A 24,705-nucleotide genomic window follows, 5' to 3' on the forward strand; every position below is an offset into this window, starting at 1 on the left:
ATTTCTCCGTTCGTTGTTCAATGTCTTCGCCGCGCTTAGATAGCGTGTAGCGGCTTGCCGGCGAGCTTCAGCATCGTCTCGCCAATGGTCTCGTTCTGCGTCGGGTGACCGTGAACGAACGGTGCAACATCTTCGGGGTACGCTTCCCAGTTCACGATGAGCTGTGCCTCTCCGACGAGCTCACCGACGCGTGCGCCAATCATGTGGACGCCGACGACGGGGCCGTCGTTGACGCGCACAGCCTTCACGCTGCCCGCCGTGCCAAGGATGGAGCTCTTCGCATTGCCCGCGAGGTTGTACTCATAGGTTGTGACCTTGTCATCACCGTACTGCTCTTTCGCCTTCGTCTCGGTGAGGCCGACAGAAGCAATCTCGGGGTCGCAGTAGGTGACCTTCGGGATGTTCACGTCTTGCACGACGACCGGGTTCAGCCCGGCGATCTGCTCAGCAACGAAGATGCCCTGCTGGTAGCCGCGGTGCGCAAGCTGCAGGCCAGGAACGATGTCACCGATCGCGTAGACACCAGGAACGTTTGTCTCGAGGCGTTCGTTCGCGAGCACGAAGCCGCGATCCATCTTGACGCCGACCTCTTCGAAGCCGAGGCCCTGGGTGACGGGGCCGCGGCCAACTGCTACGAGTAGGTAGTCGGCCTCGACGGTCGCCCCGTCTTCAAGGGTGATGGTGACACTGTCGGCGTCCTGCGTCACGGACTTGAAGCGGACGCCAAGCTTGAAGCCAATGCCACGCTTGCGGAATGCGCGCTCCAGCTGCTTCGAGATTGATTCTTCCTCGTTCGGGACCAGGTGGGGCAGGCCCTCGATGATGGTGACCTCGGCGCCGAACGACTTCCAGACGCTGGCAAACTCCACGCCGATGACGCCGCCGCCGAGGATGGCCACGCGCTTCGGGATCTCCTGCAACTCGAGTGCGTGCTCGCTCGCGATGACCCGGCCTTCAATTGCCAGGCCCGGGAGTGAACGGGAGAAGGAGCCGGTCGCAAGCACGATGTGCTTGCCGACGATGCGGTCTGCGCCCACCTGAACGGCGTCGGGGGTGACAAGTTTGCCCTCACCCTCGATGATCGTGATCTTGTTGGCCTTCAGGAGGCCCTGGAGGCCCTTGTACTTACCAGCGACGAGGTTCTCGCGGAACCGGGTCACGCCGGCGATGTCGATACTCGCAACGCTTGAGTTGACGCCGTACGCTTCACCCTCGCGGGCTACGTCTGCAATCTCTGCAGAGTGCAGGAGCGCCTTCGTCGGAACGCAGCCGCGGTGCAAACACGTGCCGCCCAGTTTGTCTTTTTCAATGACAGCCGCGCTGAAACCCAACTGGGTTGCGCGGATCGCCGCCGCATAGCCGGCGCTGCCGCCGCCCAAAACTACGATGTCAAACTGCTGATCGGCCAAGTGGGGTCTCCCTCGGAAAGCTCGCAATGTGAAGGTCGCCCATGAGATGCCGGGCGTGCCTTGTCCAGCCTACACCTGTGAGTCCGCGCCACTAGGCGGTGGGTTTCGCTGTGGGCGTGACGGAAACGAACAGTACGACGCGCGTCGTTCGTAGGATGGAACGGTGACCGAATCGATCTTCTCCGCTGACTATGCAGAACGCCGCGCACAGGTACCTCGCGGGCTACCACTCATTGTTGCCATGCAGGGGCTGACCGATGCTGGCGGCGCTGTCGCACAGCTCGAAGAGTACCTCTGGGAGCACGGCGCGCCCGAGGAGCTCGTGCGCTTCAATGCTGACCTCCTCCTTGACTACCGCGCCCGTCGCCCAGTCATTACTTTCGACGAAGACCACTTCGTCGACTACGCGCCCGAGGAACTCACTCTGGCGCTGCTCCACGACGAGCTCGGTTCGCCGTTCTTGCTGTTGAGCGGCTTCGAGCCAGACTTCAAGTGGGATCAATTCATCGACACGGTGCTGTTGCTCGTGCACGAGTTCGAGGTTTCGATCACGGTGTGGTCGCACGCGATCCCGATGCCCGTTCCGCATACTCGCCCGATCTCGACGACGGTGAGCGGGTCACGCGACGACCTCATTGAGGCTCGCTCCGTCTGGAAGCCGAAGACGAAGCTCTCGGCATCGGCGTCACACGTGCTCGAGTATCGACTGCACAGTTTGGGGGAGGAGGTCGCAGGATTTGCGCTCTTGATCCCGCACTACCTGGCAAATACCGAATACCCCGATGCGCTCTATGCGGCCCTTGACGGAATCATGGCCGCAACGGGGCTCATTCTGCCGACAGATGAGGTGCGGCGACTCGCGCGGGAGTTCAACGCTCAGGTTGACAGCCAGATCGCAGACAATGAGGAGTCGACCGAGATGGTACGCACTCTCGAGCAGCGCTACGACACTTACATGGAAGATCAGAGCCCGCGGTCGCCGCTTGTCTCCGAAGACGGATCAATACCGACCGCGGATCAGCTGGCGAGCGAGCTCGAAAGGTATCTCGCCGAGCACCGGCGCCGTGGCCTGGACGACGATACGTCCCCGAAGTGATCTCATTCGACATCTTGAGTGTCGGTTAAATATCACTTCGTCTGCCACCTGGCAAGAACTCCGTGCCAGACGTGCAATAATTGTCTTGCTGCCCATGCAATCCGGTCGCACATTCTCGCTCGCGGGAATAGGCCGGGCTTGACATGGGTTTTCATGCTGTGAGCACTCGTCGACGAAATCTGTTGGCGACACAGGCCGAAATCTGAAATGAGAGAGGCGGCTACGTGGCAACTGCAACCACGACCACAACTCGCGCATCCACTACGGCTGCGAAGAAGAAGGCTGTCGACACCGAGGAGGTCGGTGAAGTGACGGAGACCGCGGCAGCCCCGCGTAAGAAGCCAGCGGCGAAGAAGACCGCGGCGGCGAAGAAGCCAGCCGCTACTGCCGCTGCTGCGAAGAAGCCCGCGGCGGCGAAGACGAAGCGCGCCACGAAGAAGAGCGCGGCCGACGAGATTGATCTCGACGCGCCAGACGTCGACGAAGAGGCTGAGGCCGCCGAAGAAGAGAAGGCCGCTCCGGTGGTCACCGAGCCGCTCCCCACGGGAGCGATCGTGCTGAAGGCGCGTGACGAAGAAGACGTCCCGACGATCACGACGGCAATCCCCGGAGCGACTGCCGATCCGGTCAAGGATTACCTGAAGCAGATCGGTAAGGTCGCTCTGCTGAACGCGGCCGAAGAGGTCGAGCTCGCGATGCGTATCGAGGCTGGCCTCTTCGCTGAAGAGAAGCTCTCGACCGAAAAGGGTCTGCCCAAGAAGCTTGAGCGCGAGCTCAAGTGGGTGGCTCGTGACGGTCAGCGTGCGAAGAGCCACCTGCTCGGCGCGAACCTGAGGCTCGTCGTGTCACTTGCCAAGCGCTATACCGGCCGCGGCATGCAGTTCCTGGATCTCATTCAGGAGGGCAATCTCGGCCTCATCCGTGCGGTCGAGAAGTTCGACTACACCAAGGGATTCAAGTTCTCGACGTACGCCACCTGGTGGATTCGTCAGGCGATCACTCGCGCGATGGCAGATCAGGCTCGAACGATCCGCATCCCGGTACACATGGTCGAGGTCATCAACAAGCTGGCCCGCGTGCAGCGTCAGATGCTGCAGGACCTGGGCCGCGAGCCCACGCCCGAAGAGTTGAGCCGCGAACTCGACATGACGCCTGAGAAGGTCGTCGAGGTGCAGAAGTACGGTCGCGAGCCGATTTCACTGCACACGCCGCTGGGTGAAGACGGCGACAGCGAGTTCGGTGACCTCATTGAGGACACCGAGGCGGTAGTTCCCGCCGACGCTGTGGGCTTCACGATGCTGCAGCAGCAGCTCGAGCAGCTGCTCGACTCGCTTTCCGAGCGCGAGGCAGGCGTGATTCGTATGCGCTTTGGTCTCGGCGACGGCATGCCGAAGACCCTCGACCAAATCGGCGATACGTTCGGCGTCACCCGTGAGCGTATTCGTCAGATTGAGTCGAAGACGATGGCGAAGCTGCGTCACCCGTCGCGCAGCCAACAGCTGCGCGACTACCTCGACTAGGTCGTAATGCGCGCTGCCGCACGAGGTGGCAGCGTGTACACGAAAGGGCCCCGGCGATGATATTCATCGCCGGGGCCCTTTTCTGTCGCGCAGATTATGCGGTGAGCTTGTGGGTCTCGTCGTGCCAGACCTCGGCCATCGGGCGCAGCTTGGATTCGTGCTTGTTCGCGTGGTGCGCGCAGAAGAGCAATTCGCTTCCGCCCAGCAGCACTCGGACGTATGCCTGCGCACCGCAGCTGTCACAGCGATCCAGCGCGCTCAGGGGACGATCCGCGGACTCGACCTCATTGGTGCGTTCCTGCTCGAGTGTCGTCATGGCAACCTCCTCTTCATCTTCATTCACTACGTGACCATCAAAGCACGCTCTGCTCGGAATACCCCCATCCGGTTGGGTGGGTTCGCTGACCGCGTAGTGAAGTCGGCCCATTCTCCACTCGCCGCACCCCTTCCGCAAGAGTGTCGGCGGCGTGCCCTAGTGTTGATCCGTCATCAACCTGAGGAGATCTGAGCAGTGGCAGATTCCAACTATTCCGCGCGGCACCTGACCGTACTCGAGGGGCTTGAGGCGGTTCGTAAACGCCCGGGCATGTACATCGGTACGACCGATTCGCGCGGGCTCATGCACTGCCTCTGGGAAATCATCGACAACTCAGTCGATGAGGCGCTCGCCGGGCACGGCGACGCCATCGGCATCACCCTGCACGACGACGGCAGCGTAACGGTCACCGATACCGGGCGCGGTGTTCCAGTTGACATCGAGCCGAAGAGCGGTCTCACGGGCGTCGAACTCGTGTACACGAAGCTGCACGCCGGCGGCAAGTTCGGCGGTGGCGGCTATGCCTCCTCGGGCGGCCTGCACGGTGTGGGCGCGTCAGTCGTGAATGCCCTCTCGTCGCGCCTCGACGTAGAGGTCGACCGCGATGGCAAAACGTGGGCGATGTCGTTCAGACACGGCGAGCCCGGTGTGTTCGCTGGTGATGGTCCCGACAGCCCGTTTACTCCGTTTGAAGAAGCGTCAGAGCTGCGCATCGCAGGCAAGGTGAAGAAGGGCGTAACGGGTACCCGTGTGCGGTACTGGGCCGACCCCCAGATCTTTCTCGCCTCCGCTCGATTCGAACCGGAATCGCTCGTCGCTCGCGCGCGGCAAACCGCGTTCCTCGTGCCCGGGCTTGCGATCGAGATCACCGATCAGCGCGCGGAGTCTCTCGGAGAAGATGGATCGCCCCAGGTGCACCGTTTCGCCTACGAGGGTGGCATCTCAGAGTTCGTCGAATTTCTTGCCGTCGACGCGCCACTCACCGACACGTGGCGCGTCACCGACACGGGTAAATTCACCGAGACCGTGCCGGTAATGGACGAGGCCAGCGGGCACCTCGTCTCCCGAGAGGTTGAGCGCGAGTGCGAGGTCGACATCGCGATGCGGTGGGGCACTGGCTACGACACCGAAGTGCAGAGTTTCGTCAACATCATCGCCACCCCCAAGGGTGGTACGCACCTGGCCGGATTCGAGCAGGGGCTGACGCGCTTCTTCCGGAAGCAGATCGAGGCGAACGCCCGCAAGTTGAAGGCGGGCAGCGATAAGCCCGACAAAGACGACATTCTGACCGGGCTCACCGCGATTCTCACCGTTCGTGTGCCAGAGCCTCAGTTCGAGGGGCAGACGAAAGAGGTACTCGGTACGGCCGCGGTGCGCGCCATCGTCTCGAAAGCCATCGTTCAGGGCATGACCGCCCGGTTCGAGTCGACGAAGAAGGCCGACAAGACCCAGTCGAGCGCGCTGCTCGAAAAGATGGTCTCGGAAATGAAGGCCCGTATTTCGTTGCGTGCGCAGCGCGATACAGCTCGGCGCAAGAGCTCACTCGAGAGTTCCTCGCTACCCGCGAAGCTCATCGACTGCCGTTCGAAGGCGGTCGCCGAGACCGAACTCTTCATCGTGGAGGGCGACAGCGCGCTCGGCACGGCGCGCCCTGCCCGCGATAGCGAATTTCAGGCGCTACTGCCCATTCGCGGCAAGATTTTGAACGTGCAGAAGGCCTCAGTTGCCGAGATGCTGAATAACACTGAGTGCGGCGCGATTATCAAGGTGCTCGGTGCCGGATCGGGCCGAGACTTTGAACTGGAGTCTGCCCGCTACGGCAAGGTGATTCTGATGAGCGACGCCGACGTTGACGGCGCCCACATCCGTACGCTGCTGCTCACGCTGTTCTTCCGCTACATGCGGCCGATGCTCGAGGCCGGGCGCGTCTACGCGGCCGTTCCGCCGCTGCACCGCGTGATCGTGCAGAACGCGGGACGCAAGCCAAACGATGTGATCTACACCTACAGCGAGCGTGAGCTCAATACCTTGCTCGCCGACCTGAAAAAGCGCGGCAAGAAGTATCTGGAGCCGATTCAGCGATACAAGGGTCTCGGTGAGATGGACGCCGATCAGCTCGCTGAGACGACGATGGATCGCGAACACCGCGCGCTGCGCCGTGTGCGCGTCGAAGACGCACACGCCGCGGCACAGATCTTCGAGTTGCTGATGGGCAACGACGTCGCGCCGCGCAAGGAGTTCATCATCGACAACGCTGATGACATGGATCGTGAGCGCATCGACGCATGAGCTTCGGCTCGCGCTTCGGCTCGCGCTGAGTTTCAGACGGGGCCACTACGAAACACAGTGAGGCGGTGGCGGCGAAAGCCGGCCACCGCCTCACTTCGTTGTACGCGGACTACGGAGCGACACCTACGAATGCGGCAGAGCCGTCAATAGGCTGACCTGAACCGTCGCGCTTGCCGAGCTCGGTCGGCAATTTACGCGCCGTGCCATCGGCCGCAAGCGCTCGCGGGTCTCCCGTGCCGACCCACGCGCATGCGATCTGGTCTTCCCACTTGAGGAAGCGCTGCGCGCGGACGCCGCCGGTAGCGCGTCCCTTCGGGGGGAACTCGGCCCAGTCCGAGACCTTCGCCGTCGCGACGTCGGTTCCGGGAAGCGTGATTGAGCTGTCGGCAATCGTAACGACGCGGGCCTCGGCGCCCTCTGGCACCGCGCCGGCAAATACGACGCGGGCGTCGGCGCCCAGGCGCATACCCGCCATGCCGGCAGCTGGGCGGCCTTGCGGGCGCACCGCTGTGGCCGGGAAGCGCAGCAGCTGAGCATCGCTCGAGACGGCCGCGAACTCGGTGCCGTCGGGTGCAACGAATGCGCCGACTACGGTGTCACCCTGTTTCAGGCCGATGATCTCGAAACTTGGCTTTGCCGGGAGATCGGTGAGCACCACGCGCTTGACCGTGCCCTGACTCGTGAAGATACCGATCGGCGTGTCAGAGTCGAGCGGGACGATGCCCACGACTCGCAGCTTCTTGTCGGTGACGCCGATGTAGTCGAGCAGCTTTGCGCCCGCCGAGAAAGCGATGCTCGCCGCTGGAACCATTGGCAGGTCGACCGGTGTGAAGCGCTGCAGGGTGCCATCTGAGAGCACCGCGCCGAGTTCACCACGTACGGTGCCGTCGATACTCGTAAGTACGGCGCCGTGCTTAGTCGCGCGAGGTGCCGGGCGCGTGCTCTCTGCGGCCTCTGGGTCGCGCTCGATGCGCAGCGCACGCCCCGTTACCGAGAGCAGCACCGTGCAGGGGGTGTCCGCGACCTCGAGCGAGGTTGCCGCCGTCGAAGCCCGAGTGGGCCGCAGCACGGCTCCGGTAAGCGCGGTGCGGCGCGGTGTGCCGAAAGCCTCTGCGGCAAGGTCCATTTCGTCGGCGACAACGCCGCGCAGGCGGGCCTTGTCGCCGAGGATCGCGAGCAGGCTGTCGATCTCAGCCTGCAACTCGTCACGTTCGGCTTCCAGCTCGACGCGAGAGAACTTCGTGAGACGGCGCAGACGGAGTTCGAGGATGTACTCGGCCTGCGCCTCCGACAACTCGAACACCTGCATCAAACGGCTGCGCGCCGCCTCGGCGTCATCGCTCGTGCGAATGACCTGAATGACCTCGTCGATGTCCATGATCGCGATGAGCATGCCCTCAACGAGATGCAGGCGCTCGCGACGCTTCATGAGGCGGTACTCGGAGCGCCGTGTGACGACGGAGATGCGGTGATCGAGGAAGACACGCAGCATCTCGCGCAAACCAAGCGTCTGCGGTTGCCCCTGGACGAGCGCGACGGAGTTGATGCTGAACGAGTCTTCGAGCGGGGTGTAGCGGTATAGCTGTTCGAGCACAGCTTCGGGGGAGAAACCGGTCTTCAGCGTGATGACGAGACGGAGGCCATTCTTGCGGTCAGTGAGATCGGCGACGTCTGAGATGCCTGAGAGCTTCTTCGCTTCGACGCCCTGTTTGATCTTCTCAATCACGCGCTCGGGGCCGACCAAATACGGGAGCTCGGTGACGACCAGGCCGGTGCGGCGTGGGCCGAGCTGCTCGACCGAGGCTTTTGCGCGCGTGCGGAACGCACCTCGGCCGGTGCGGTATGCGTCTTTGATGCCCTCAAGACCGACGATTGTGCCACCGCCCGGGAGATCTGGGCCGGGGATGAACTCCATCAGCTCGTCGACCGTCGCGTCGGGGTTGTGCAGCAGGTGCTTGGCGCCATCCACTACCTCAATGAGATTGTGGGGTGCGAGGTTCGTGGCCATACCCACTGCGATGCCGCTCGCGCCGTTCACCAGGAGGTTGGGCACGGCCGACGGCAGCACCTCGGGCTGCATGATCTGATTGTCGTAGTTGGGTACGAAGTCGACGACGTTCTCGTCGAGCGACTCTGTCATCGCGAGCGCGGCACCGGCGAGCCGCGCCTCGGTGTACCGTGACGCAGCGGGCCCGTCGTCGAGCGAGCCAAAGTTGCCGTGGCCGTCGACGAGGGGAAGCCGCATCGCGAAGCTCTGCGCGAGTCGCACCAGCGCGTCGTAGATCGACGAGTCACCGTGCGGGTGCAGCTTGCCCATCACCTCGCCAACGACGCGGGCAGACTTCACGTGACCCTTCTCGGGACGCAGACCCATGTCTTGCATCATGAAGAGAATGCGGCGCTGCACGGGCTTTAACCCGTCGCGGGCATCTGGCAGCGCACGCGAGTAAATCACCGAGTAGGCGTACTCGAGAAACGAGCCTTCCATCTCTTGCAAGATGTCGATGTCTTCGATGCGTTCGCCGGCGAGTTCGTGGGGTGCGTCGGTGGCTCCGGCGGGCGTACTGCGGGGGTCGGTCATAATGGAGTTCATGCTACCGACGACCGCCGACAACGGCGCGAGGCTTGCCGCGATTCTGCCAAGCGGCATCGCGGCGGTCGCGCGCGGACTGAAGTCCGATCTGCCCAGTGAACTCGAGTTTGCCAATTCACCGACGCTGCCGACGCTTCGATCCTTCGTGATGATCGTTGCCGATGGTCTCGGAAGTGCGCAGCTCGCTGGCCGAATCGGCCATGCCCCAGCACTCGCGAGGCTGCCGCGAAAGCGCATCGAAACGGTCGCGCCGTCGACAACGGGGGCGGCCCTCACGACGCTTGTTACGGGGCGGCTTCCCGGCGAGCACGGGCTCATTGGCTACTGCATCAGGCACCCTGAGCTGGGTCTCGTGACGACGCTCCGCGACTGGCACGGCATCGCCGATAGGCGGGCCTGGCAGCGCGCCGAGCCGCTGTTTACGCAGGCGCAGGCTGTGGGGGCGCGAGCAGTAGCCATCGGTCGACCCGCGCACGCCTCTGGAGGTCTCACAGAGGCGATTCTGTCGGGTGCTGAGTATCTCGGCGGGCAGCGTATTGAAGATCGATTCGCGCTCGCCTCACGCGTACTCCGCGAGGGTCCGCCAGCGGTCGTGTATCTCTACGTCGACGAGCTCGACAAAGCGGCGCACGAGTTTGGCTGGCAGAGCGCGCAGTGGGTGCGCCGGCTCGAGCAATTCGATGCGTCGCTCGACGGTTTCTTACGCGGCCTCCCGGGTGAGGTGGGCGTTGCCGTCACAGCCGACCATGGCATGGTCGACGTTGCCCAGCACCAGCAGATCATGCTCGACGCCGACCCGGCGCTGCTTGCGGACGTCGCAGAAATCGGGGGAGAGCCGCGGTTCCGATCCCTGTACCTCCACGCTGGTGCCGATGCTGACGCGGTCGCGGACGCGTGGCGGCGAGCCGAAGGGAATCGAGCTTGGATCGCTACGCGCGCGGAGGCGATAGCGAGCGGCTGCTTCGGCCCGGTGCACGCGGACGTCGCACCACGACTCGGTGACGTACTGATCGCGGCGCGCAAGCAGGTTGCGTATTACTCAGCGACTGACGACCCGCGAGCACTGGCGATGGTTGGACAGCACGGGTCATTCACTGACGAGGAGCGCGGGGTGCCATTGGCCCTGGGCGGTGCCCTCACAGGCACCGGATTCGCGGCGGCGGTACAGGCCGCGGCGTCGCGTCGCCGGTAGCGCAGCGGGCGAACACGAGAGTGGCCCGCCTGACTCGGTTGATTCTGGCGGGCCACTCATCGCGGTTCGCGATCTAGTTCGAGGGATCCTCGTCGCTGCGCGTTCCGAACAGGATGTCGTCCCAGCTGGGAATCGATGCGCGACCCTTTTTCGGATTCGGGGTGCGCTCTGGCTCTGGCGCGTCTTCGACAGGCTTCACCGCAGGCTCGCTTGAGCGGGCTTCCGACTGCTTCGGCGTACCGCTGACACCGGCAGTGCTCCAAATGCTGCGGGGAGCAGCGGGAGCAGCTTCGCCGTCAGCTGACCGCGGGGTCACCGCCGAGGGGCCTGTAGCGCGACCCGGGGCGGCTGCCTGAGGTGATTTGCCCTGTGGCGACCGTGGTTCGGCTGAACGGGCGCTGGGCGCATCGCCTCTGGGAGCAGCCGTAGCTCCCGCGGAAGGCCCGGGTGAATCGTCAGTAGCCTCGTCAACGCGCAACGCAGCGAGGTCGAGTTCCTGGGGCTGCAGTTCGGCCCCGGCCTCCGAGCCCTGACGCTTTCCGTGATCCCGTTCGCCGCGGCGTTTCCGCAGGGCGTCGAGCAAATCAGCGGTCTGGCTGAGATCGGCCGGGGCGTCTGCATCTGACGAGATTGCACGCTGGTCGATTTCGCGGCGTCGCGCAAACTCGGCGTTTGGATCCGCGGGGGCGGCAATCTGGTCCTCGCGCTGAGTGTCACCCGCGGTGGCCTGGTCGTGAGTTTCAGCTTCGCCGGCATCACCGCTAGAGGCGTTTCCAGCCGGCAGACCGTCGGCGTCGAACGCTCCCGAGTCGAAGCGCCCGACCTGCTCTGACGAGTCGACGGCGCGCAGCTTCGGGATCAGTCGATCTCCGACGTCACCCTGCTTCGAGAGGTTCACCGCGTCAGGGTTGATGGGGGAGAGCAGCGCCTTACGGTGGTCGAACGTCCACACGGCGCGGTGTGCGACGTCGTGCGAGATGAACTCGAGGCTCACCATCCAACCTCGATCTTCATCGCGCCACGATGCCCACTCGTTGGTCTCTGAACCGAGCACGATCAGTCGCTCGGCGATGACCGCGCCGAATGTCTGATCGCCTTCGCCATGAGCGTCGGTGCGCACGGGAACCGCGTGAGCGCGCTCAAGAATGTACCGGCGCTCGGCGAGCACCGGCTCCTCGTAGCGTTCGATGTCGACGTCGTCGAGGCCGGTCTCGCTCGCCACCTGGGCGCGCGTCTTGCCGGCTCGAATGAGTGCCTGGATCTCGCGCGGGCCCACCTTGCCAGGGTGGCGTTCCTTCCGAGCAAGATGGCGCATCTCACTTAAAGCCGCGTCATCAACGACAAAGCGAAACTCATCGCCGGCATCGTTGGCGACGATCAGCGTCCGGTCATCTCGGCGCACAAAGCGCAATTCGTCCATCGGCGCATCCCTTCGTGAGTCGCGACCCAGCGTGTCACACCCGAACGCTGGCGGGCGGCATTGAGGCGGCGCGTGGCGAAACGGGAGGGGTCAGAACTTCGCGCTCAGAGAACTTTGTGGTGAACAGTTTGCGTCGGAAGCGCATCGTGAGGCAGACTATGGCCGCTCGATGGATAAGGTGCCGATAACCCGGCCCGGGAACGTAGGAGAGAATGGCAACGGATTACGACGCCCCGCGCAAGACTGAAGAAGATGCCGAGTCGATCGAGGCGTTGAAAGAACGTGGACCGGCGAAAGGCGCGTCTGGTCTCGATTCCGAGGACGCCGATAATCCGAGTTTTGATCTCGGGGGCAACGATCTCTCTGACGTCGAGCTCGACGTTATTGTGCTGCCCCAGCAAGACGATGAGTTCACCTGCGTGAGCTGCTTCCTCGTGCGTCATCGCTCGCAGATTGACCACGAGACGGATCTCGGGCCAATTTGTCGTGAGTGCGCGCACTAGCTCGCATCTCAGACGCTTCAACGAACGGCCGCCCCGGAATGTCGGGGCGGCCGTTCGTGCGTTACAGCGCGGTGCTGCAGTCGCTCACGCTGCGCGCGCGGCAGTGAGGGCGTCGGCGAGCTTCTTGGGATGGCGTGTGGTCAGGATCCAAAACGGCGCCGGATCGGCGGGGTCGATGTTGGCGATCCGTACACCGCGATGAATCCAGCCGCGCAGCAGCAAGAAGTTTCGGGCGTCGCAGCCGGGCCCGATCGCGGCACGGAGTTCATCTGCGCCCAAGAGTTCGATCTCGCCGAGCTGACTCACAGGGATCTCGGCACGGCCAGCGGTGAGCCGGCCGTTGGCAACAACGAGTGATGGGCTCAGGAGCAGAAACGTCGCCGCAAGGATTACGTACACGATGATCCCCGTCGGAATAGCCCACTGAGCATTGATCGGGGTCAAGACGAGTGCGACCGCCGGAATCACGAGCACCAGTGCAATGAACAGGCTTGCGCCGGGAAGTAGCCGCTCGCGGTAGTCAATTGCAGGCGTAGTTGTGCTGGCGTCGCGAGTCATGCCTCTATTATCTCGTGGCCAGCGATCTGAGAGTGCCGTACGGCGGCGGGGGCGTATCTGTGAGCAACTCGGAGCGCATCCGCGGCCGAATCCGCTAGCCTGTGCGGGTGACTGATGTGGTTGACGTACCGATTGTGGCGGAGTTCCCGCCGAACTATGCCCACGCGAATGACGCTGGCGCCGACTTGCGCGCTGCGGAAGCAATCGAGCTCGGGCCTGGCGAGCGCGCGCTTGTCGGCACTGGCGTGGCCATCGCTTTGCCCGACGGGTATGCGGCCTTCGTAGTGCCGCGCAGCGGTCTGGCCGCGAAACACGGCATCACTGTCGTAAACTCGCCCGGAACCGTCGATGCCGGGTATCGGGGTGAGATTAAGGTCACGCTGTTGAACACTGATCGCAGCGAGACCTTTACGGTAGCGCCGGGCGACCGCATCGCTCAGCTCATCGTGATGCCGGTGACGCGGGCGGTGTTCGTGCCAGTCTCCGAACTGCCGTCGAGCGAGCGCGGCACCGGTGGCTTCGGTTCGACCGGAGTGAGCGGCTAACGCCGCGCGCAGCAGAAACAAGTTTCGTGGCGGGCGCACCGCCGCACGAGTTCGGCCCGAGGGTCGCGACGAAGGAGTAGAAAACAATGAGCGAAGATACTCAGAGCACCGAACCGGATTCGACTGACGTCGCCGTCAGCGATGCAGCGCCAGCGGAGATCGACGAGACGAAGTCAGCGCCCGCAGATCGCGAGACGGCCGGGCCGTTTGACGCGGCAGAGGTGCCAGCAATGCGGCCCTACGTTGACCTCGGCGGCATCAAGGTTGCGCCGCGTGAGGGACTGCAGCTTCGCCTCGAGGTTGACGAGCGCGCAAACCGCGTGATTGCCGTGTCGCTGGAGTACGCCGAGTCCCTGTTGCAGGTGCAGGCATTTGCGGCCCCGAAGACGACTGGCCTGTGGGCCGGTGTGCGCGCAGACCTTACGAAGCAAATGACCGCGCAGGGCGGCACCGTTGTCGAAGAAGACGGCGTGCTTGGCCCGGAGCTACTTGTCGAGACGCCCGCTCCCGCTGACCAGGAGGGCACCCGAGTCGCGCGGTTTATCGCGGTCGATGGCCCGCGCTGGATGCTGCGCGGCGTGATCATGGGCAAGGCCGCCCAAGACGCCGAGTCACGAGAGCGCGTCTTTGACCTCTTCCGTGAACTCGTCGTCGTGCGCGGCGATCAGCCGATGCCGCCGAGCGAACTGCTGCCGTTGAAGGTTCCAGCCGGCGTGCAGGGGCAGCGGCAGACGCCGCCCGCTGAAACGCTCGCGGTGTGAGCGAGTCTCCGCAGCTCCCCAACCGCGACGAGCAGGGCCGTTCGAGCGACGCGTCGACAGTGCCCTCGACTCCGCTGACTCCGCTGACTCCACCCTCGCCGGCCGACGGTGCCGGAACGAATGGTGAAACTGCGGCGCCGGCGACACCGTTCGGCGGTGCCCTCGGTCGCACCGTGCGCGCCGGGATGTCGGGGGAGGCGCTCACCAGTCGCGGCGTACTCGACGCCATCGGTGGCTGGCGCGGCATTGCCGAAACTCTCGTCCCCGGTCTGCTGTTTCTCGTGATCTTCACGATCACTCGGGATGCTCGCGTCTCAGCGATTGCGCCCGCGGCGCTCGCGATCATCGCGGTAATTATTCGCCTCGTTCGCCGTGAACCACTGATTTCGGTCTTCTCGGGCGCTGCAGGCGTGGCAATTGCCGTCGCGGCGACTCTGTTTACGGGCCGCGGTGCGGACTACTACGTGCCCGGGTTTGTGACGAACATCGTATGGTCGCTTGCGCTATTGATCTCCGTCGCCGTTGGATGGCCTCTCATCGGGGTTGCGCTGGGTGCTCTTCGCGGCAACCTCACCGCGTGGCGGGGCGAGCGAGTGTTGAAGCGCGTCGCGATGTGGCTGACGCTGCTGTGGAGCGGACTCTTTATCGCTCGACTTGCCGTGCAGGTGCCGCTGTACTTCGCAGCTCGCGAACCAGACGGGGCCGCCGCGACCGACGCGCTGGGCATCGCGAGGCTCGTCATGGGAGTGCCGCTCTTCGCGCTCGTTGTCGTCTTTACGTGGATGGTGCTCAACAAGCTTCCGGGATCATCAGATGATTCATCGAGCGAATCTGGCGTAAACACTGGGCAAAACACCCCGCCCGGGTGACAATTGGTGTGTTCAAGTCGGTGTAGAATTATCTTGACATCGAGACACATTGGAGGAGCTCATGGGAGCCGTCAACAGCTTCGAAGCGAAGAGCACCATCGCCGTCGGCGAGAAGGAATACGGGATCTACCGAATCGACCAGGTCCCCGGTCATGAGCGGCTGCCGTACAGCCTGAAGGTGCTGCTGGAGAACCTGCTCCGCACCGAGGATGGCGCGAATGTGACTCGCGCTCACATCGAGGCGCTGGGCAACTGGGATCCCGCAGCTCAGCCGGATACCGAGATCCAGTTCACGCCGGCCCGCGTGATCATGCAGGACTTCACCGGTGTGCCGTGTGTCGTTGACCTCGCGACCATGCGTGAAGCAGTCGTCGAGCTGGGTGGCACACCCGACAAGATCAATCCGCTGGCTCCCGCCGAGATGGTTATCGACCACTCGGTGATCTCCGATGTCTACGGCTCCGCGGACGCGGCTGCGCGCAACGTCGAAATCGAGTACCAGCGCAATGGCGAGCGCTACCAGTTCCTGCGCTGGGGCCAGGGTGCATTCGACGAGTTCAAGGTCGTTCCGCCCGGAACCGGCATCGTGCACCAGGTCAACATCGAGTACCTGGCACGCGTCACGTTTACCCGTGACATCGATGGCGAAGTCTTCGCGTACCCCGACACGTGCGTCGGCACCGACTCGCACACCACGATGCAGAACGGTCTCGGCGTGCTCGGCTGGGGCGTCGGCGGTATCGAGGCGGAGGCCGCGATGCTCGGCCAGCCCATCTCGATGCTCATCCCGCGCGTTGTCGGCTTCAAGCTCTCTGGCCAGATTCCGGCCGGCGTGACCGCCACGGACGTCGTGCTCACCATCACGCAGATGCTGCGCAAGCACGGCGTTGTCGGCAAGTTCGTTGAGTTCTACGGCGAGGGCGTCGGCTCGGTTCCGCTCGCGAACCGCGCCACTATCGGCAACATGAGTCCCGAATTCGGGTCGACGGCCGCGATGTTCCCCGTCGACGACGTCACGCTCGACTACCTCCGCCTCACCGGCCGCCCCGAAGAGCAGATCGAGCTCATCAAGGCGTACACGCAGGCTCAGGGCATGTGGCACGACGCCTCGCGCGAGCCCGAGTTCAGTGAGTACCTTGAGCTCGATCTCGGCACCGTGGTGTCGTCGATCGCTGGCCCGAAGCGCCCGCAAGATCGCATCGAGCTCACGAACTCGAAGGCGCAGTTCGAGACCGACCTCAAGAACTACGCGCAGGCAGCAAACCCCGCGAAGGTCAAGGACGAGCAGGGTCGCGAGTTTGAAATCGACCACGGCGCGGTGACACTTGCGTCGATCACCTCGTGCACCAACACGTCGAACCCGTCGGTAATGCTCGCCGCTGGCGTGCTCGCCCGCAACGCAGCAGCACGCGGCCTTCGGGCGAAGCCGTGGGTGAAGACCACGCTCGCTCCCGGATCCAAGGTCGTCACCGACTACTACGAGAAGTCGGGCCTCAACCACGATCTCGAGAAGCTCGGCTTCTACACGGTCGGGTACGGCTGCGTCACCTGCATTGGCAATTCGGGCCCCCTCAACCAGGAGATCTCGAACGCGGTCAATGAACATGATCTCGCGGTCACCGCGGTGCTCTCGGGCAACCGCAACTTCGAGGGTCGCATCAACCCGGACATCAAGATGAACTACCTGGCGAGCCCCCCGCTCGTCATTGCGTACTCGCTTGCCGGCACGATGGACTTCGATTTCGACACGCAGTCGCTCGGCCAGGACGAGGCGGGTAACGACGTGTTCCTGCGCGACATCTGGCCGGACCCGGTCGAGGTGCAGAAGATCGCCGACGCGTCGATCGATTCGGGCATGTTCATCGAGAAGTACGCGACGGTGTTCGACGGTGACGAGCACTGGACGTCGTTGCCGACCCCCGATGGCAACACGTTCGCCTGGGACGAGAAGTCGACCTACGTGCGCAAGGCACCCTACTTCGAGGGCATGCAGCTCGAGCCGACTCCCGTGGTCGACATCACGGGCGCACGCGTGCTCGCGAAGCTCGGCGACTCGGTCACGACCGACCACATCAGCCCCGCGGGCAGCTTCCGGGCGGAAACGCCCGCCGGCCAGTACCTCGTCGCGAACGGCATCGCGCCGAAGGACTTCAACACCTACGGCTCGCGCCGCGGCAACCACGAGGTGATGATTCGCGGTACGTTCGCGAACATCCGTCTGCGCAACCAGCTGCTCGCCACCGAGAACGACGGCGCGGGTGTCGAGGGTGGCTTCACCCGCGACTTCACGCAGGAGGGCGCGCCGAAGTCGTACATCTACGATGCGTCGCAGAACTACCAGGCGGCTGAGATTCCGCTCGTGGTGCTCGGCGGCAAGGAGTACGGCTCGGGCTCATCGCGCGACTGGGCTGCGAAGGGCACCCGCCTGCTGGGCGTGAAGGCCGTCATCACCGAGAGCTTCGAGCGCATTCACCGCTCGAACCTGATCGGCATGGGCGTGCTGCCGCTGCAGTTCCCCGAGGGGCAGAGCGCCGACAGCCTCGGTCTCGACGGCACCGAGACGTTCGATATCTCGGGCATCACGGCGCTGAACGAGGGTTCGACGCCGCGCACTGTCTCGGTCACGGCCACTCGCGAAGACGGCACGCAGACGGCATTCGACGCCGTCGTGCGCATCGACACCCCGGGTGAGGCTGACTACTACCGTAACGGTGGCATTCTTCAGTACGTGCTGCGTTCGCTGGTCTAAGGTTCGGATCACGACCGTGGGCCCGGGCGCATTGCGCGCCCGGGCCCGCGGTCGTTTCCCGCGCGGGTTCGGCACCGACGCCACGAGTAGACTGTGGGGATGCTTCGACCTGACCGGTCGAGCGGAATGGAGGTCACGGGTGGCGATCCTGGATCGAATTGAAAACCCGCGTGATCTCGACGCTCTCACCCCCGACGAGTGCGAAACGCTTGCTGCCGAAATTCGCGAATTTCTGATCTCGGCGGTCTCGCAGACCGGAGGTCATCTCGGGCCCAACCTGGGTGTGGTTGAGCTGACGATTGCGCTGCATCGCGTGTTCCAGTCGCCGCGTGATCCGATTGTCTTTGATACGGGCCATCAGAGTTACGTCCATAAGTTGCTCACCGGGCGCAAGGATTTTTCGGGCCTCAGGAGCCGCGGCGGTCTCGCGGGTTACCCGCAGCGGGCGGAGTCTGAACACGACATCGTGGAGAGCTCCCACGCCTCGAGTTCACTGAGCTGGGCCGACGGGATCTCACGCGCCTTCGCTCGGCGCGCACAGAGCGACCCGTCCCAGCAGCACCGACACGTCGTCGCCGTGGTGGGCGATGGTGCGCTCACGGGCGGCATGACCTGGGAAGCGCTCAACAACATCACCGACGACAACGACCGCAATCTCGTACTCGTGGTGAACGACAACGGGCGCTCGTACGCGCCGACCATCGGCGGCATGGCGCGTTTCCTGAACTCCGTGCGCTCGAAGGGCGCGTACCGCGATCTTCAGGAGGGCAGTGAGAAGCTCTTCTCGCGGCTGGGCAATCCGGGGCGCACCGTGTACCGCGCGGCCCGCGGCGCCATGCGCGGGTTCGTGAGTCGTGCGTCAGACAACCAAGATTTGTACGCCAATCTCGACATCAAGTACCTCGGTCCGATAGACGGTCACGATCTCGGCGCGCTTGAAGAGGTGCTGCGACAGGCGAAGGGGTACGGTCGGCCGACCCTCGTGCACGTGATCACGGAGAAGGGGCGCGGGTATGCCCCCGCCGAGAACGATCTCGCGGACCAGTTCCACGCAATCGGTCAGATTGATCCCGGCAGCGGCGAACCGTTGGAGATCGTCGCGGGCCGAAGCTGGACATCGGTGTTTCGCGAGCGCATTGTCGAACTCGCCGAGGCCGACGACCGCATTATCGCGATCACCGCTGCGATGCTCGCGCCGACCGGGCTCGACGCTCTGGCGGCAAAGCACCCCGGGCGAGTGATCGACGTCGGCATCGCTGAGCAGCACGCGGTCACGAGCGCTGCCGGGCTCGCGTACGGCGGGCTCCACCCGGTCGTCGCGGTCTACGCGACATTCATGAATCGGGCGTTCGACCAGCTGCTCATGGACGTGGCGCTGCACCGCGCCGGTGTGACGTTTGTGCTTGATCGGGCGGGCATCACGGGCCCTGACGGTGCGAGTCACAACGGCGTCTGGGATCTCGCGACGCTGCAGGTTGTTCCCGGTATTCGCATTGCCGCTCCGCGCGACGCGCAGACACTCGCTGAGGCGCTCGGCGAGGCGGTTGCGATTGACGATGGGCCGACCGTGCTGCGCTATCCTAAGGGGGCGATCGGAGACGAACTACCGGCGCTGCGTCGTCTCACGGACGGGGTAGATGTGCTGCGCGACGGCGAGGGAGAAGACAGCGGCGCAAGCAGTCAGAGCTACGTCGATGTACTGTTCGTTACGGTAGGGCCTATGGCACGGACCGCCCTCGACGCGGCGGCGCAGCTCGCCGAGCAGGGCATTACGGCAACGGTGCTCGATCCGCGCTGGGTGGTGCCCGTCGCCGGGTCGATCGTGGAAGCGGCCCGCTCACACCGACTCGTCGTCACGATTGAAGACGGGATCCGCGTCGGTGGCGTTGGCACCCGCATTCGCCAGGCACTTCGCGACGCCGGCGTCGATACCGCCGTCAGTGAGCTGGGCACCCCGGACGAGTTTCCGGGCCACGCCTCGCGAACTCAGTTGCTCGCGGAGGCCGGTCTGACCTCCGAACAGATCGCGGCTACGGTCGCCGAGCAGGTGCGCGGCACTCGCGTGCCGATCGCGCGACCGGCGGCCGGCGCACGCTGATGACTGACGCACGCTGACTACCAACGCACGCTGACTACCAACGCACGCTGACGACCAACGCATACGGGGTGGGCCGGATTGAATCCGACCCACCCCGTATGCGTGCCTGGCGCGTGCAGCGCCGAGTTCGAGCGCTAGTGAGCGCCAGCGACCCGCGGCTCGTGGAACGCGCCACCAAACGCACGTTCGCTCGCGCCGGAGCGGTCGAGGTATGGCGTCGCGCCGCCTGCCTGGAATGGCCAGCCAGCGCCGAGAATCAGGCAGAGATCGATGTCTTCAGCCGCTGCGACCACGCCCTCGTCGAGCATGATCTTGATCTCACCGGCGAGTTCGTCTTCGACGCGGCGAAGAATCTCTTCCTCGGACACCGCGGTCTTGCCGAGTGTGACGGCCTTCTTCCCGGCCTTCGAGAGGTCTTCGACCTTTCCGAGCTTTGACTTCATAAGCGGGCCGTCGACATCCGCGAGACGATGCAGATTCTCGGAGGCGTAGAACCGATCCGGGAACGCGGCGACCATCGTGTCTTGCACGTGGGCAGCGACCTTCCAACCCACGAGATCGATCAGTTCGAACGGGCCCATCGGGAGACCGATCGGAGCGAACGCACGCTCGACCACCGGGAGTGGCGTGCCCTCGTCGAGTGCGCGCGCCGCCTCGCCCATCACCTTGGCGAGCAGGCGGTTCACGACAAACCCCGGGCGGTCAGCCGTAATCACGGCGCTCTTGCCCAGCTTCTTCGCGACGACCATAGCGGTCGACAGCGTCGAATCGTCGGTATCGGGCGTCCGTACGACCTCGATAAGGGGCATCACGGCCACTGGATTGAAGAAGTGGAAGCCCACGAGACGCTCTGGGTGGGCCAACTTCTCACCGATCTCGTGGACGGAGAGCGAGGAGGTATTGGTGGCAAGTACGGTCGTCTCGGGCACGATCGCCTCGATCTCGGCGAACACCTGCTGCTTGACGCCGAGCTCCTCGAACACTGCCTCGATGACCCAGTCGCAGTCGGCATAGAGAGACTTATCCGTAGTACCACGCACGAGCTCTTTGATCTGGTTCGCATCGTCGGGGGAGAGGCGACCCTTCTCGAGCATCTTGTCGACCTCGCCGCGGATGTAATCGAGTCCCTTGTCGACGCGCGACTGATCGAGGTCGGTGATCAACACCGGGACCTTCAACTTGCGGGCGAAGAGCAGCGCGAACTGGCTGGCCATGAGTCCTGCGCCGATGACGCCGACCTTGCGTACGGGCTTCGCGAGCTGTTTGTCGGGTGCTCCGGCGGGACGCTTCGCGCGCTTTTGCACAAGATCGAAGGCGTACACCGATGCGGCGAACTGGTCACCGGATATGAGCTCGGCGAGCGCGTCGTCTTCGCGCTCGAAGCCGCGCGCGAGGTCATTGTCTTTCGCCGCGCTCAGCAGGTCTAGCGCGATGAACGGGGCCTTCGCTGCGGTGCCGATACGGGCCTTCAAGGTGTCGCGCGCAATCTTGATTGCGGCCGGCCACTTGGTGAGTCGTTCGAGTTTGCCCGGAACGTGCTTGCGATCAACCTTTACGGAGCCGTTCAGGACGCCGTCGGCCCAGCCGATCGATCGCTCCAAGAAGCTCGCAGCGCCGAACATCGCGTCAAACAAGCCCATGTCGTAGGCCTGTTGCGGCTTCAGCATGCGGTTGTTCTTCAGCGGATTCGAAACGATGATCTCGAGTGCCTGCTCGATGCCGATCAGGTTCGGCACGATGGTCGCGCCGCCCCAGCCGGGGATGATGCCGAGGAAGACCTCGGGGAAGGCGAGCGCCGCTGCCGACGAATCGAGCGTGCGGTAGTTGCAGTGGAGCGCGATCTCCATTGCGCCGCCGAGCGCCAGGCCGTTCACGAAGGCGAACGACGGCACTCCGAGCTCGCCGAACTTGCCGAGGACATAGTGCCCAAACTGCGCCATGAGGCGCGCGTTCTCCTCAGTGGCGAGCGTCGACACCTTCGAGAGGTCGGCTCCCGCTGCGAAAATGAACGGCTTGCCCGTGACTGCGACCGCCACGATCTCACCCGCAGCAGCGCGCGTGCGCTGTTCGTCGAGCACGATGCCGAGCGCCTGCAGGGTGCGCGGACCGAGCGTGTTCGGTCGGGTGTGATCACGACCGTTGTCGAGCGTGATGAGTGCGAGAGTGCCGCCCGAGGGCAGGGTCACGTCGCGCACGAGCGATTCAGTGATGACCTCGTCCTCCGACGCTGCGATGAGCGGGGAGAAGTCGATGTTGCGGTAGTCGGTCATGGCCTACTTGCCCTTCTTGCCGTCGAAATGCGGGTTCTCCCAGATGGCGGTGCCGCCCTGGCCCAGCCCTACGCACATGGCGGTGACGCCATAGCGCACGTCGGGGCGCTGTGAGAACTGACGCGCAAGCTGCAGCATCAGGCGCACGCCCGAGGCCGCCAGCGGGTGCCCGATCGCGATGGCCCCGCCCCACGGGTTCACGCGCGGATCCTCGTCTGCAATACCGAAGTGATCGGTAAACGAGAGTACCTGCACCGCGAACGCCTCATTCAACTCGAAGAGGCCGATGTCGTCGATTGTGAGCCCGGCGCGCTTCAGTGCTTTCTCGGTCGAAGGCACTGGTCCGAGGCCCATGACCTCGGGTTCAACTCCCGCGAATCCAAAGCCGACGAGACGCATCTTCGCTGAGAGTCCGAGCTCTTTCGCGGTGTCGGCGCCGGCGAGCAGCGACACGGTCGCGCCGTCGGTGAGCGGCGAGGCGTTACCGGCCGTGACTCGCCCGTGCGGGCGGAACGGCGTCTTGAGCGTGGCAAGACCCGCCATCGTCGTCTCGGGGCGACGGCCCTGATCCTCGGTCGCGAGGCCCCAGCCGGTTTCCGAGCGAGTTGCCACAGGAATGAGATCGGCCTGAATGTCACCGCGGTCGTAAGCGGCCTGCACCTTCTGCTGGCTCAGCATTCCGAACCGGTCGGCGCGCTCTTTCGTGAGCGACGGGAAGCGGTCGTGCAGTCGTTCAGCCGTAAGCCCCATGTTGAGGGCGTCGGGGCTGACCAGCTTCTCCGCTACAAAGCGCGGGTTCGGATCTGCATCGAGGCCGATCGGGTGGCGGCCCATGTGCTCGACACCGCCCGCGATCGCGAGGTCATACTGCCCAGCGCCGATCGCGGCGCCCATGAACGACGCGACGGTGAGCGCGCCAGCGCACATTCGATCGAGCGCGAAGCCGGGCACCGTCACGGGGATGCCCGCGAGCATCGACACGGTGCGACCGAGTGTCAACCCCTGGTCGCCCTGCTGCGTTGTTGCTGCGATTCCGACGTCATCGATGCGCTCGAGCGGCAGCTCTGGATTGCGCTCAATGAGGCCCTGCAAGGCCTTCACCGCCAGGTCGTCTGAACGCGTTCCCGCGTATATTCCCTTGTCGCCTGCTCGACCAAACGGGGTGCGGACTCCGTCTACGAACACGACATCTCTCATTGCGGCCACTTCGCCTCCATCAGCATTGGTGATCTGCGTTGTTTCCATACTAGAGAGACGGAGTGTCACGCGAAACCGCACCCGAGTAACCGCACCGATTTTCCCCGACATCGCGGGGAGACATTTATGGGTGTTCTACAAAAGCCGAGGCAATAATTGGTGCAGCGATGCCAACTTGCCAGTCGCGTGCGCCGAGCTCGCTGAGACGGAGTGCAATCGCCTCGGCAGAGCGGTCGGCCGGCGGGCGCCACACGAGTCTGCGAAGCGTGTCGGGCGTGAGGAGATTCTCGAGCGGAATGTGCCTCGCCTGCGCTTCAGCCTCGATGGCTGGGCGCACAGCTTCCAATCGCGCGGCAGCGTCGGGGTGCCGTTGCACCCATCCGCGATGGTGCGGAATCGAATCTGGGTCGCGACGTTTCTGACCGGGCAAGTCCTCGGTCGTCTTTCCGCGGAGGATCGCCGCCCACCAGCGGTCGATTTCAGTTCTGCTCGCCCGACCCTTGAACGTCGGTATCCGCGCGAGATCGCCCTTTGAGCGGGGATTTGCGCTGGCGGCAGCGACGATCGATGAATCGGGGATCAAGCGGCCGGGGGCGACGTCCCGTTCACGAGCAAGCGCGTCGCGGGCTTCCCAGAGTTCGCGGGCCAGTGCCAAGGCGCGCGGCGTCTTCAGGCCGTGCCCGCCAGACAGCTTTCGCCAGGGCTCCTCGGGGCGCGGCTTCTCTGGCCTTGTCCGCACTGCCTCGAACTCCTGTAGCGCGAATTCGGTTTTGTGCTGTGCGTCGAGTTCAGTAGCGACGGCGTCGCGCAGTTCGGGGAGCAACACGACATCGAGCGCCGCGTATTCGAGCCACTCTTCGGGGAGCGGGCGCTGCGACCAGTTCGCGGCCGAGTGGGCTTTTTCGAGCGAGATGTCGAGCAGCTGTTCGACGATCGAGCCGAGGCCGACGCGTTCAAATCCCAGCAGCCGCGTCGCGAGTTCGGTATCGAAGATGCGGCTCGGCACGAGGCCAATTGCTGCGAGGCAGGCGAGATCCTGAGATGCCGCGTGAAAGATCCACTCGGTGTCCGCGATTGCGCGCTGGAGCGGCTGAAAGTCGGCAATATTGATTGGGTCGATCAGATACGTGCCAGCGCCCTGGCGGTGGACCTGGACCAGATACGCTTCGCCGCCGTACGTGTAGCCGGATGCGCGCTCCGCATCAACTGCGACCGGGCCGGTGCCTGTCGCGAGTGCGGTGGCTGCTTCAGCGAGACCGTCTGAGTCGTCCACCATCGTCCACTGGATATCGAGCTCCGACTGGGAGACCGTCATGCTGT

Annotated in this window: 18 protein-coding genes; 10 read left to right on the forward strand and 8 right to left on the reverse strand. The window is 64.3% G+C overall.

Annotated features, from left to right (window positions below; all coding sequences use genetic code 11):
* Window positions 1-35: 35 nt before the first annotated feature.
* Window positions 36-1,409 (reverse strand): dihydrolipoyl dehydrogenase, encoded by a 1,374-nt coding sequence (lpdA, locus tag ACFWHR_RS11085; protein ID WP_382448365.1) that lies wholly within the window; start codon window positions 1,407-1,409, stop codon window positions 36-38.
* Between the two features lie 163 nt (window positions 1,410-1,572).
* Here lpdA and ACFWHR_RS11090 point away from each other — a divergent pair, with 163 nt between their 5' ends.
* Both ACFWHR_RS11090 and ACFWHR_RS11095 read left to right on the forward strand, forming a co-directional pair.
* Entirely contained in the window at window positions 1,573-2,505 is a 933-nt protein-coding gene (locus tag ACFWHR_RS11090; protein WP_382448366.1) for a proteasome assembly chaperone family protein, read from the forward strand.
* Between the two features lie 224 nt (window positions 2,506-2,729).
* On the forward strand, window positions 2,730-4,025 hold the full coding sequence (locus ACFWHR_RS11095; RefSeq protein WP_382448367.1) for an RNA polymerase sigma factor: 1,296 nt from the start codon (window positions 2,730-2,732) through the stop codon (window positions 4,023-4,025).
* Window positions 4,026-4,119: 94 nt separating this feature from the next.
* Here ACFWHR_RS11095 and ACFWHR_RS11100 read toward each other — a convergent pair whose 3' ends face one another.
* Entirely contained in the window at window positions 4,120-4,341 is a 222-nt protein-coding gene (locus ACFWHR_RS11100) for a hypothetical protein (RefSeq protein ID WP_382448368.1), read from the reverse strand.
* Between the two features lie 195 nt (window positions 4,342-4,536).
* On the opposite strand from ACFWHR_RS11100, the gene ACFWHR_RS11105 reads away from it, so the two are divergent.
* Window positions 4,537-6,630: a type IIA DNA topoisomerase subunit B gene (locus ACFWHR_RS11105; protein ID WP_382448369.1), complete on the forward strand. Its 2,094-nt coding sequence runs from the start codon at window positions 4,537-4,539 to the stop codon at window positions 6,628-6,630.
* 109 nt (window positions 6,631-6,739) lie between these two features.
* Here the strand turns inward: ACFWHR_RS11105 and ACFWHR_RS11110 are convergent, their stop codons facing one another.
* On the reverse strand, window positions 6,740-9,211 hold the full coding sequence (locus tag ACFWHR_RS11110; protein WP_382448370.1) for a DNA topoisomerase (ATP-hydrolyzing) subunit A: 2,472 nt from the start codon (window positions 9,209-9,211) through the stop codon (window positions 6,740-6,742).
* A 10-nt stretch (window positions 9,212-9,221) separates the two neighbouring features.
* Here ACFWHR_RS11110 and ACFWHR_RS11115 point away from each other — a divergent pair, with 10 nt between their 5' ends.
* Window positions 9,222-10,415 (forward strand): alkaline phosphatase family protein, encoded by a 1,194-nt coding sequence (locus tag ACFWHR_RS11115; RefSeq protein ID WP_382448371.1) that lies wholly within the window; start codon window positions 9,222-9,224, stop codon window positions 10,413-10,415.
* A 73-nt stretch (window positions 10,416-10,488) separates the two neighbouring features.
* Here the strand turns inward: ACFWHR_RS11115 and sepH are convergent, their stop codons facing one another.
* Complete coding sequence (gene sepH / locus ACFWHR_RS11120; RefSeq protein WP_382448372.1) at window positions 10,489-11,835, reverse strand: septation protein SepH; 1,347 nt, start codon at window positions 11,833-11,835, stop codon at window positions 10,489-10,491.
* A gap of 212 nt (window positions 11,836-12,047) precedes the next feature.
* Between sepH and ACFWHR_RS11125 the strand changes: the two genes are divergently transcribed.
* Window positions 12,048-12,338, forward strand: coding sequence for a DUF4193 domain-containing protein (locus ACFWHR_RS11125; protein WP_382448373.1), 291 nt, complete (start codon window positions 12,048-12,050; stop codon window positions 12,336-12,338).
* Window positions 12,339-12,422: 84 nt separating this feature from the next.
* On the opposite strand, the gene ACFWHR_RS11130 is transcribed toward ACFWHR_RS11125, so the two are convergent.
* Window positions 12,423-12,896: a DUF3093 domain-containing protein gene (locus ACFWHR_RS11130; RefSeq protein ID WP_382448374.1), complete on the reverse strand. Its 474-nt coding sequence runs from the start codon at window positions 12,894-12,896 to the stop codon at window positions 12,423-12,425.
* Window positions 12,897-13,003: 107 nt separating this feature from the next.
* Between ACFWHR_RS11130 and dut the strand changes: the two genes are divergently transcribed.
* The 5 genes from dut (at window position 13,004) to dxs (ending at window position 19,918) form a co-directional block, all read left to right on the forward strand.
* Window positions 13,004-13,441 (forward strand): dUTP diphosphatase, encoded by a 438-nt coding sequence (gene dut, locus ACFWHR_RS11135; protein WP_382448375.1) that lies wholly within the window; start codon window positions 13,004-13,006, stop codon window positions 13,439-13,441.
* An 86-nt stretch (window positions 13,442-13,527) separates the two neighbouring features.
* Window positions 13,528-14,202: a DUF3710 domain-containing protein gene (locus tag ACFWHR_RS11140; protein WP_382448376.1), complete on the forward strand. Its 675-nt coding sequence runs from the start codon at window positions 13,528-13,530 to the stop codon at window positions 14,200-14,202.
* Window positions 14,199-15,071, forward strand: a complete 873-nt coding sequence (locus ACFWHR_RS11145) for a DUF3159 domain-containing protein (RefSeq protein ID WP_382448377.1) — start codon at window positions 14,199-14,201, stop codon at window positions 15,069-15,071. Before ACFWHR_RS11140 ends, ACFWHR_RS11145 begins: the two co-directional genes overlap by 4 nt.
* A gap of 61 nt (window positions 15,072-15,132) precedes the next feature.
* Complete coding sequence (acnA, locus tag ACFWHR_RS11150; RefSeq protein ID WP_382448378.1) at window positions 15,133-17,820, forward strand: aconitate hydratase AcnA; 2,688 nt, start codon at window positions 15,133-15,135, stop codon at window positions 17,818-17,820.
* A gap of 139 nt (window positions 17,821-17,959) precedes the next feature.
* Window positions 17,960-19,918 carry a 1-deoxy-D-xylulose-5-phosphate synthase gene (dxs, locus tag ACFWHR_RS11155; protein ID WP_382448379.1) on the forward strand — a complete coding sequence of 653 codons (1,959 nt, stop codon included), beginning with the start codon at window positions 17,960-17,962 and terminating at the stop codon, window positions 19,916-19,918.
* Window positions 19,919-20,052: 134 nt separating this feature from the next.
* Here the strand turns inward: dxs and ACFWHR_RS11160 are convergent, their stop codons facing one another.
* The 3 genes from ACFWHR_RS11160 to ACFWHR_RS11170 form a co-directional block, all read right to left on the reverse strand.
* On the reverse strand, window positions 20,053-22,188 hold the full coding sequence (locus ACFWHR_RS11160) for a 3-hydroxyacyl-CoA dehydrogenase NAD-binding domain-containing protein (protein WP_382448380.1): 2,136 nt from the start codon (window positions 22,186-22,188) through the stop codon (window positions 20,053-20,055).
* A gap of 3 nt (window positions 22,189-22,191) precedes the next feature.
* Window positions 22,192-23,394, reverse strand: coding sequence for a thiolase family protein (locus ACFWHR_RS11165; protein ID WP_382448381.1), 1,203 nt, complete (start codon window positions 23,392-23,394; stop codon window positions 22,192-22,194).
* Between the two features lie 115 nt (window positions 23,395-23,509).
* The gene (locus tag ACFWHR_RS11170; protein ID WP_382448382.1) at window positions 23,510-24,700 is read right to left on the reverse strand and encodes a ribonuclease D; all 1,191 of its coding nucleotides are present in this window, start codon (window positions 24,698-24,700) and stop codon (window positions 23,510-23,512) included.
* Between the last annotated feature and the right edge of the window lie 5 nt (window positions 24,701-24,705).

The organism is Leucobacter sp. NPDC058333, assembly GCF_042726155.1.
Classification (GTDB): domain Bacteria; phylum Actinomycetota; class Actinomycetes; order Actinomycetales; family Microbacteriaceae; genus Leucobacter.

What these genes read in the sequence shown, in the direction of transcription:
- ACFWHR_RS11110 (WP_382448370.1), bottom strand. Translation starts at nt 9,211, where the DNA reads ATGACCGACCCCCGCAGTACGCCCGCCGGAGCCACCGACGCACCCCAC.
- ACFWHR_RS11140 (WP_382448376.1), top strand. Translation starts at nt 13,528, where the DNA reads ATGAGCGAAGATACTCAGAGCACCGAACCGGATTCGACTGACGTCGCC.
- ACFWHR_RS11170 (WP_382448382.1), bottom strand. Translation starts at nt 24,700, where the DNA reads ATGACGGTCTCCCAGTCGGAGCTCGATATCCAGTGGACGATGGTGGAC.
- acnA (WP_382448378.1), top strand. Translation starts at nt 15,133, where the DNA reads ATGGGAGCCGTCAACAGCTTCGAAGCGAAGAGCACCATCGCCGTCGGC.
- ACFWHR_RS11115 (WP_382448371.1), top strand. Translation starts at nt 9,222, where the DNA reads ATGCTACCGACGACCGCCGACAACGGCGCGAGGCTTGCCGCGATTCTG.
- ACFWHR_RS11125 (WP_382448373.1), top strand. Translation starts at nt 12,048, where the DNA reads ATGGCAACGGATTACGACGCCCCGCGCAAGACTGAAGAAGATGCCGAG.
- sepH (WP_382448372.1), bottom strand. Translation starts at nt 11,835, where the DNA reads ATGGACGAATTGCGCTTTGTGCGCCGAGATGACCGGACGCTGATCGTC.
- ACFWHR_RS11130 (WP_382448374.1), bottom strand. Translation starts at nt 12,896, where the DNA reads ATGACTCGCGACGCCAGCACAACTACGCCTGCAATTGACTACCGCGAG.
- ACFWHR_RS11100 (WP_382448368.1), bottom strand. Translation starts at nt 4,341, where the DNA reads ATGACGACACTCGAGCAGGAACGCACCAATGAGGTCGAGTCCGCGGAT.
- ACFWHR_RS11160 (WP_382448380.1), bottom strand. Translation starts at nt 22,188, where the DNA reads ATGACCGACTACCGCAACATCGACTTCTCCCCGCTCATCGCAGCGTCG.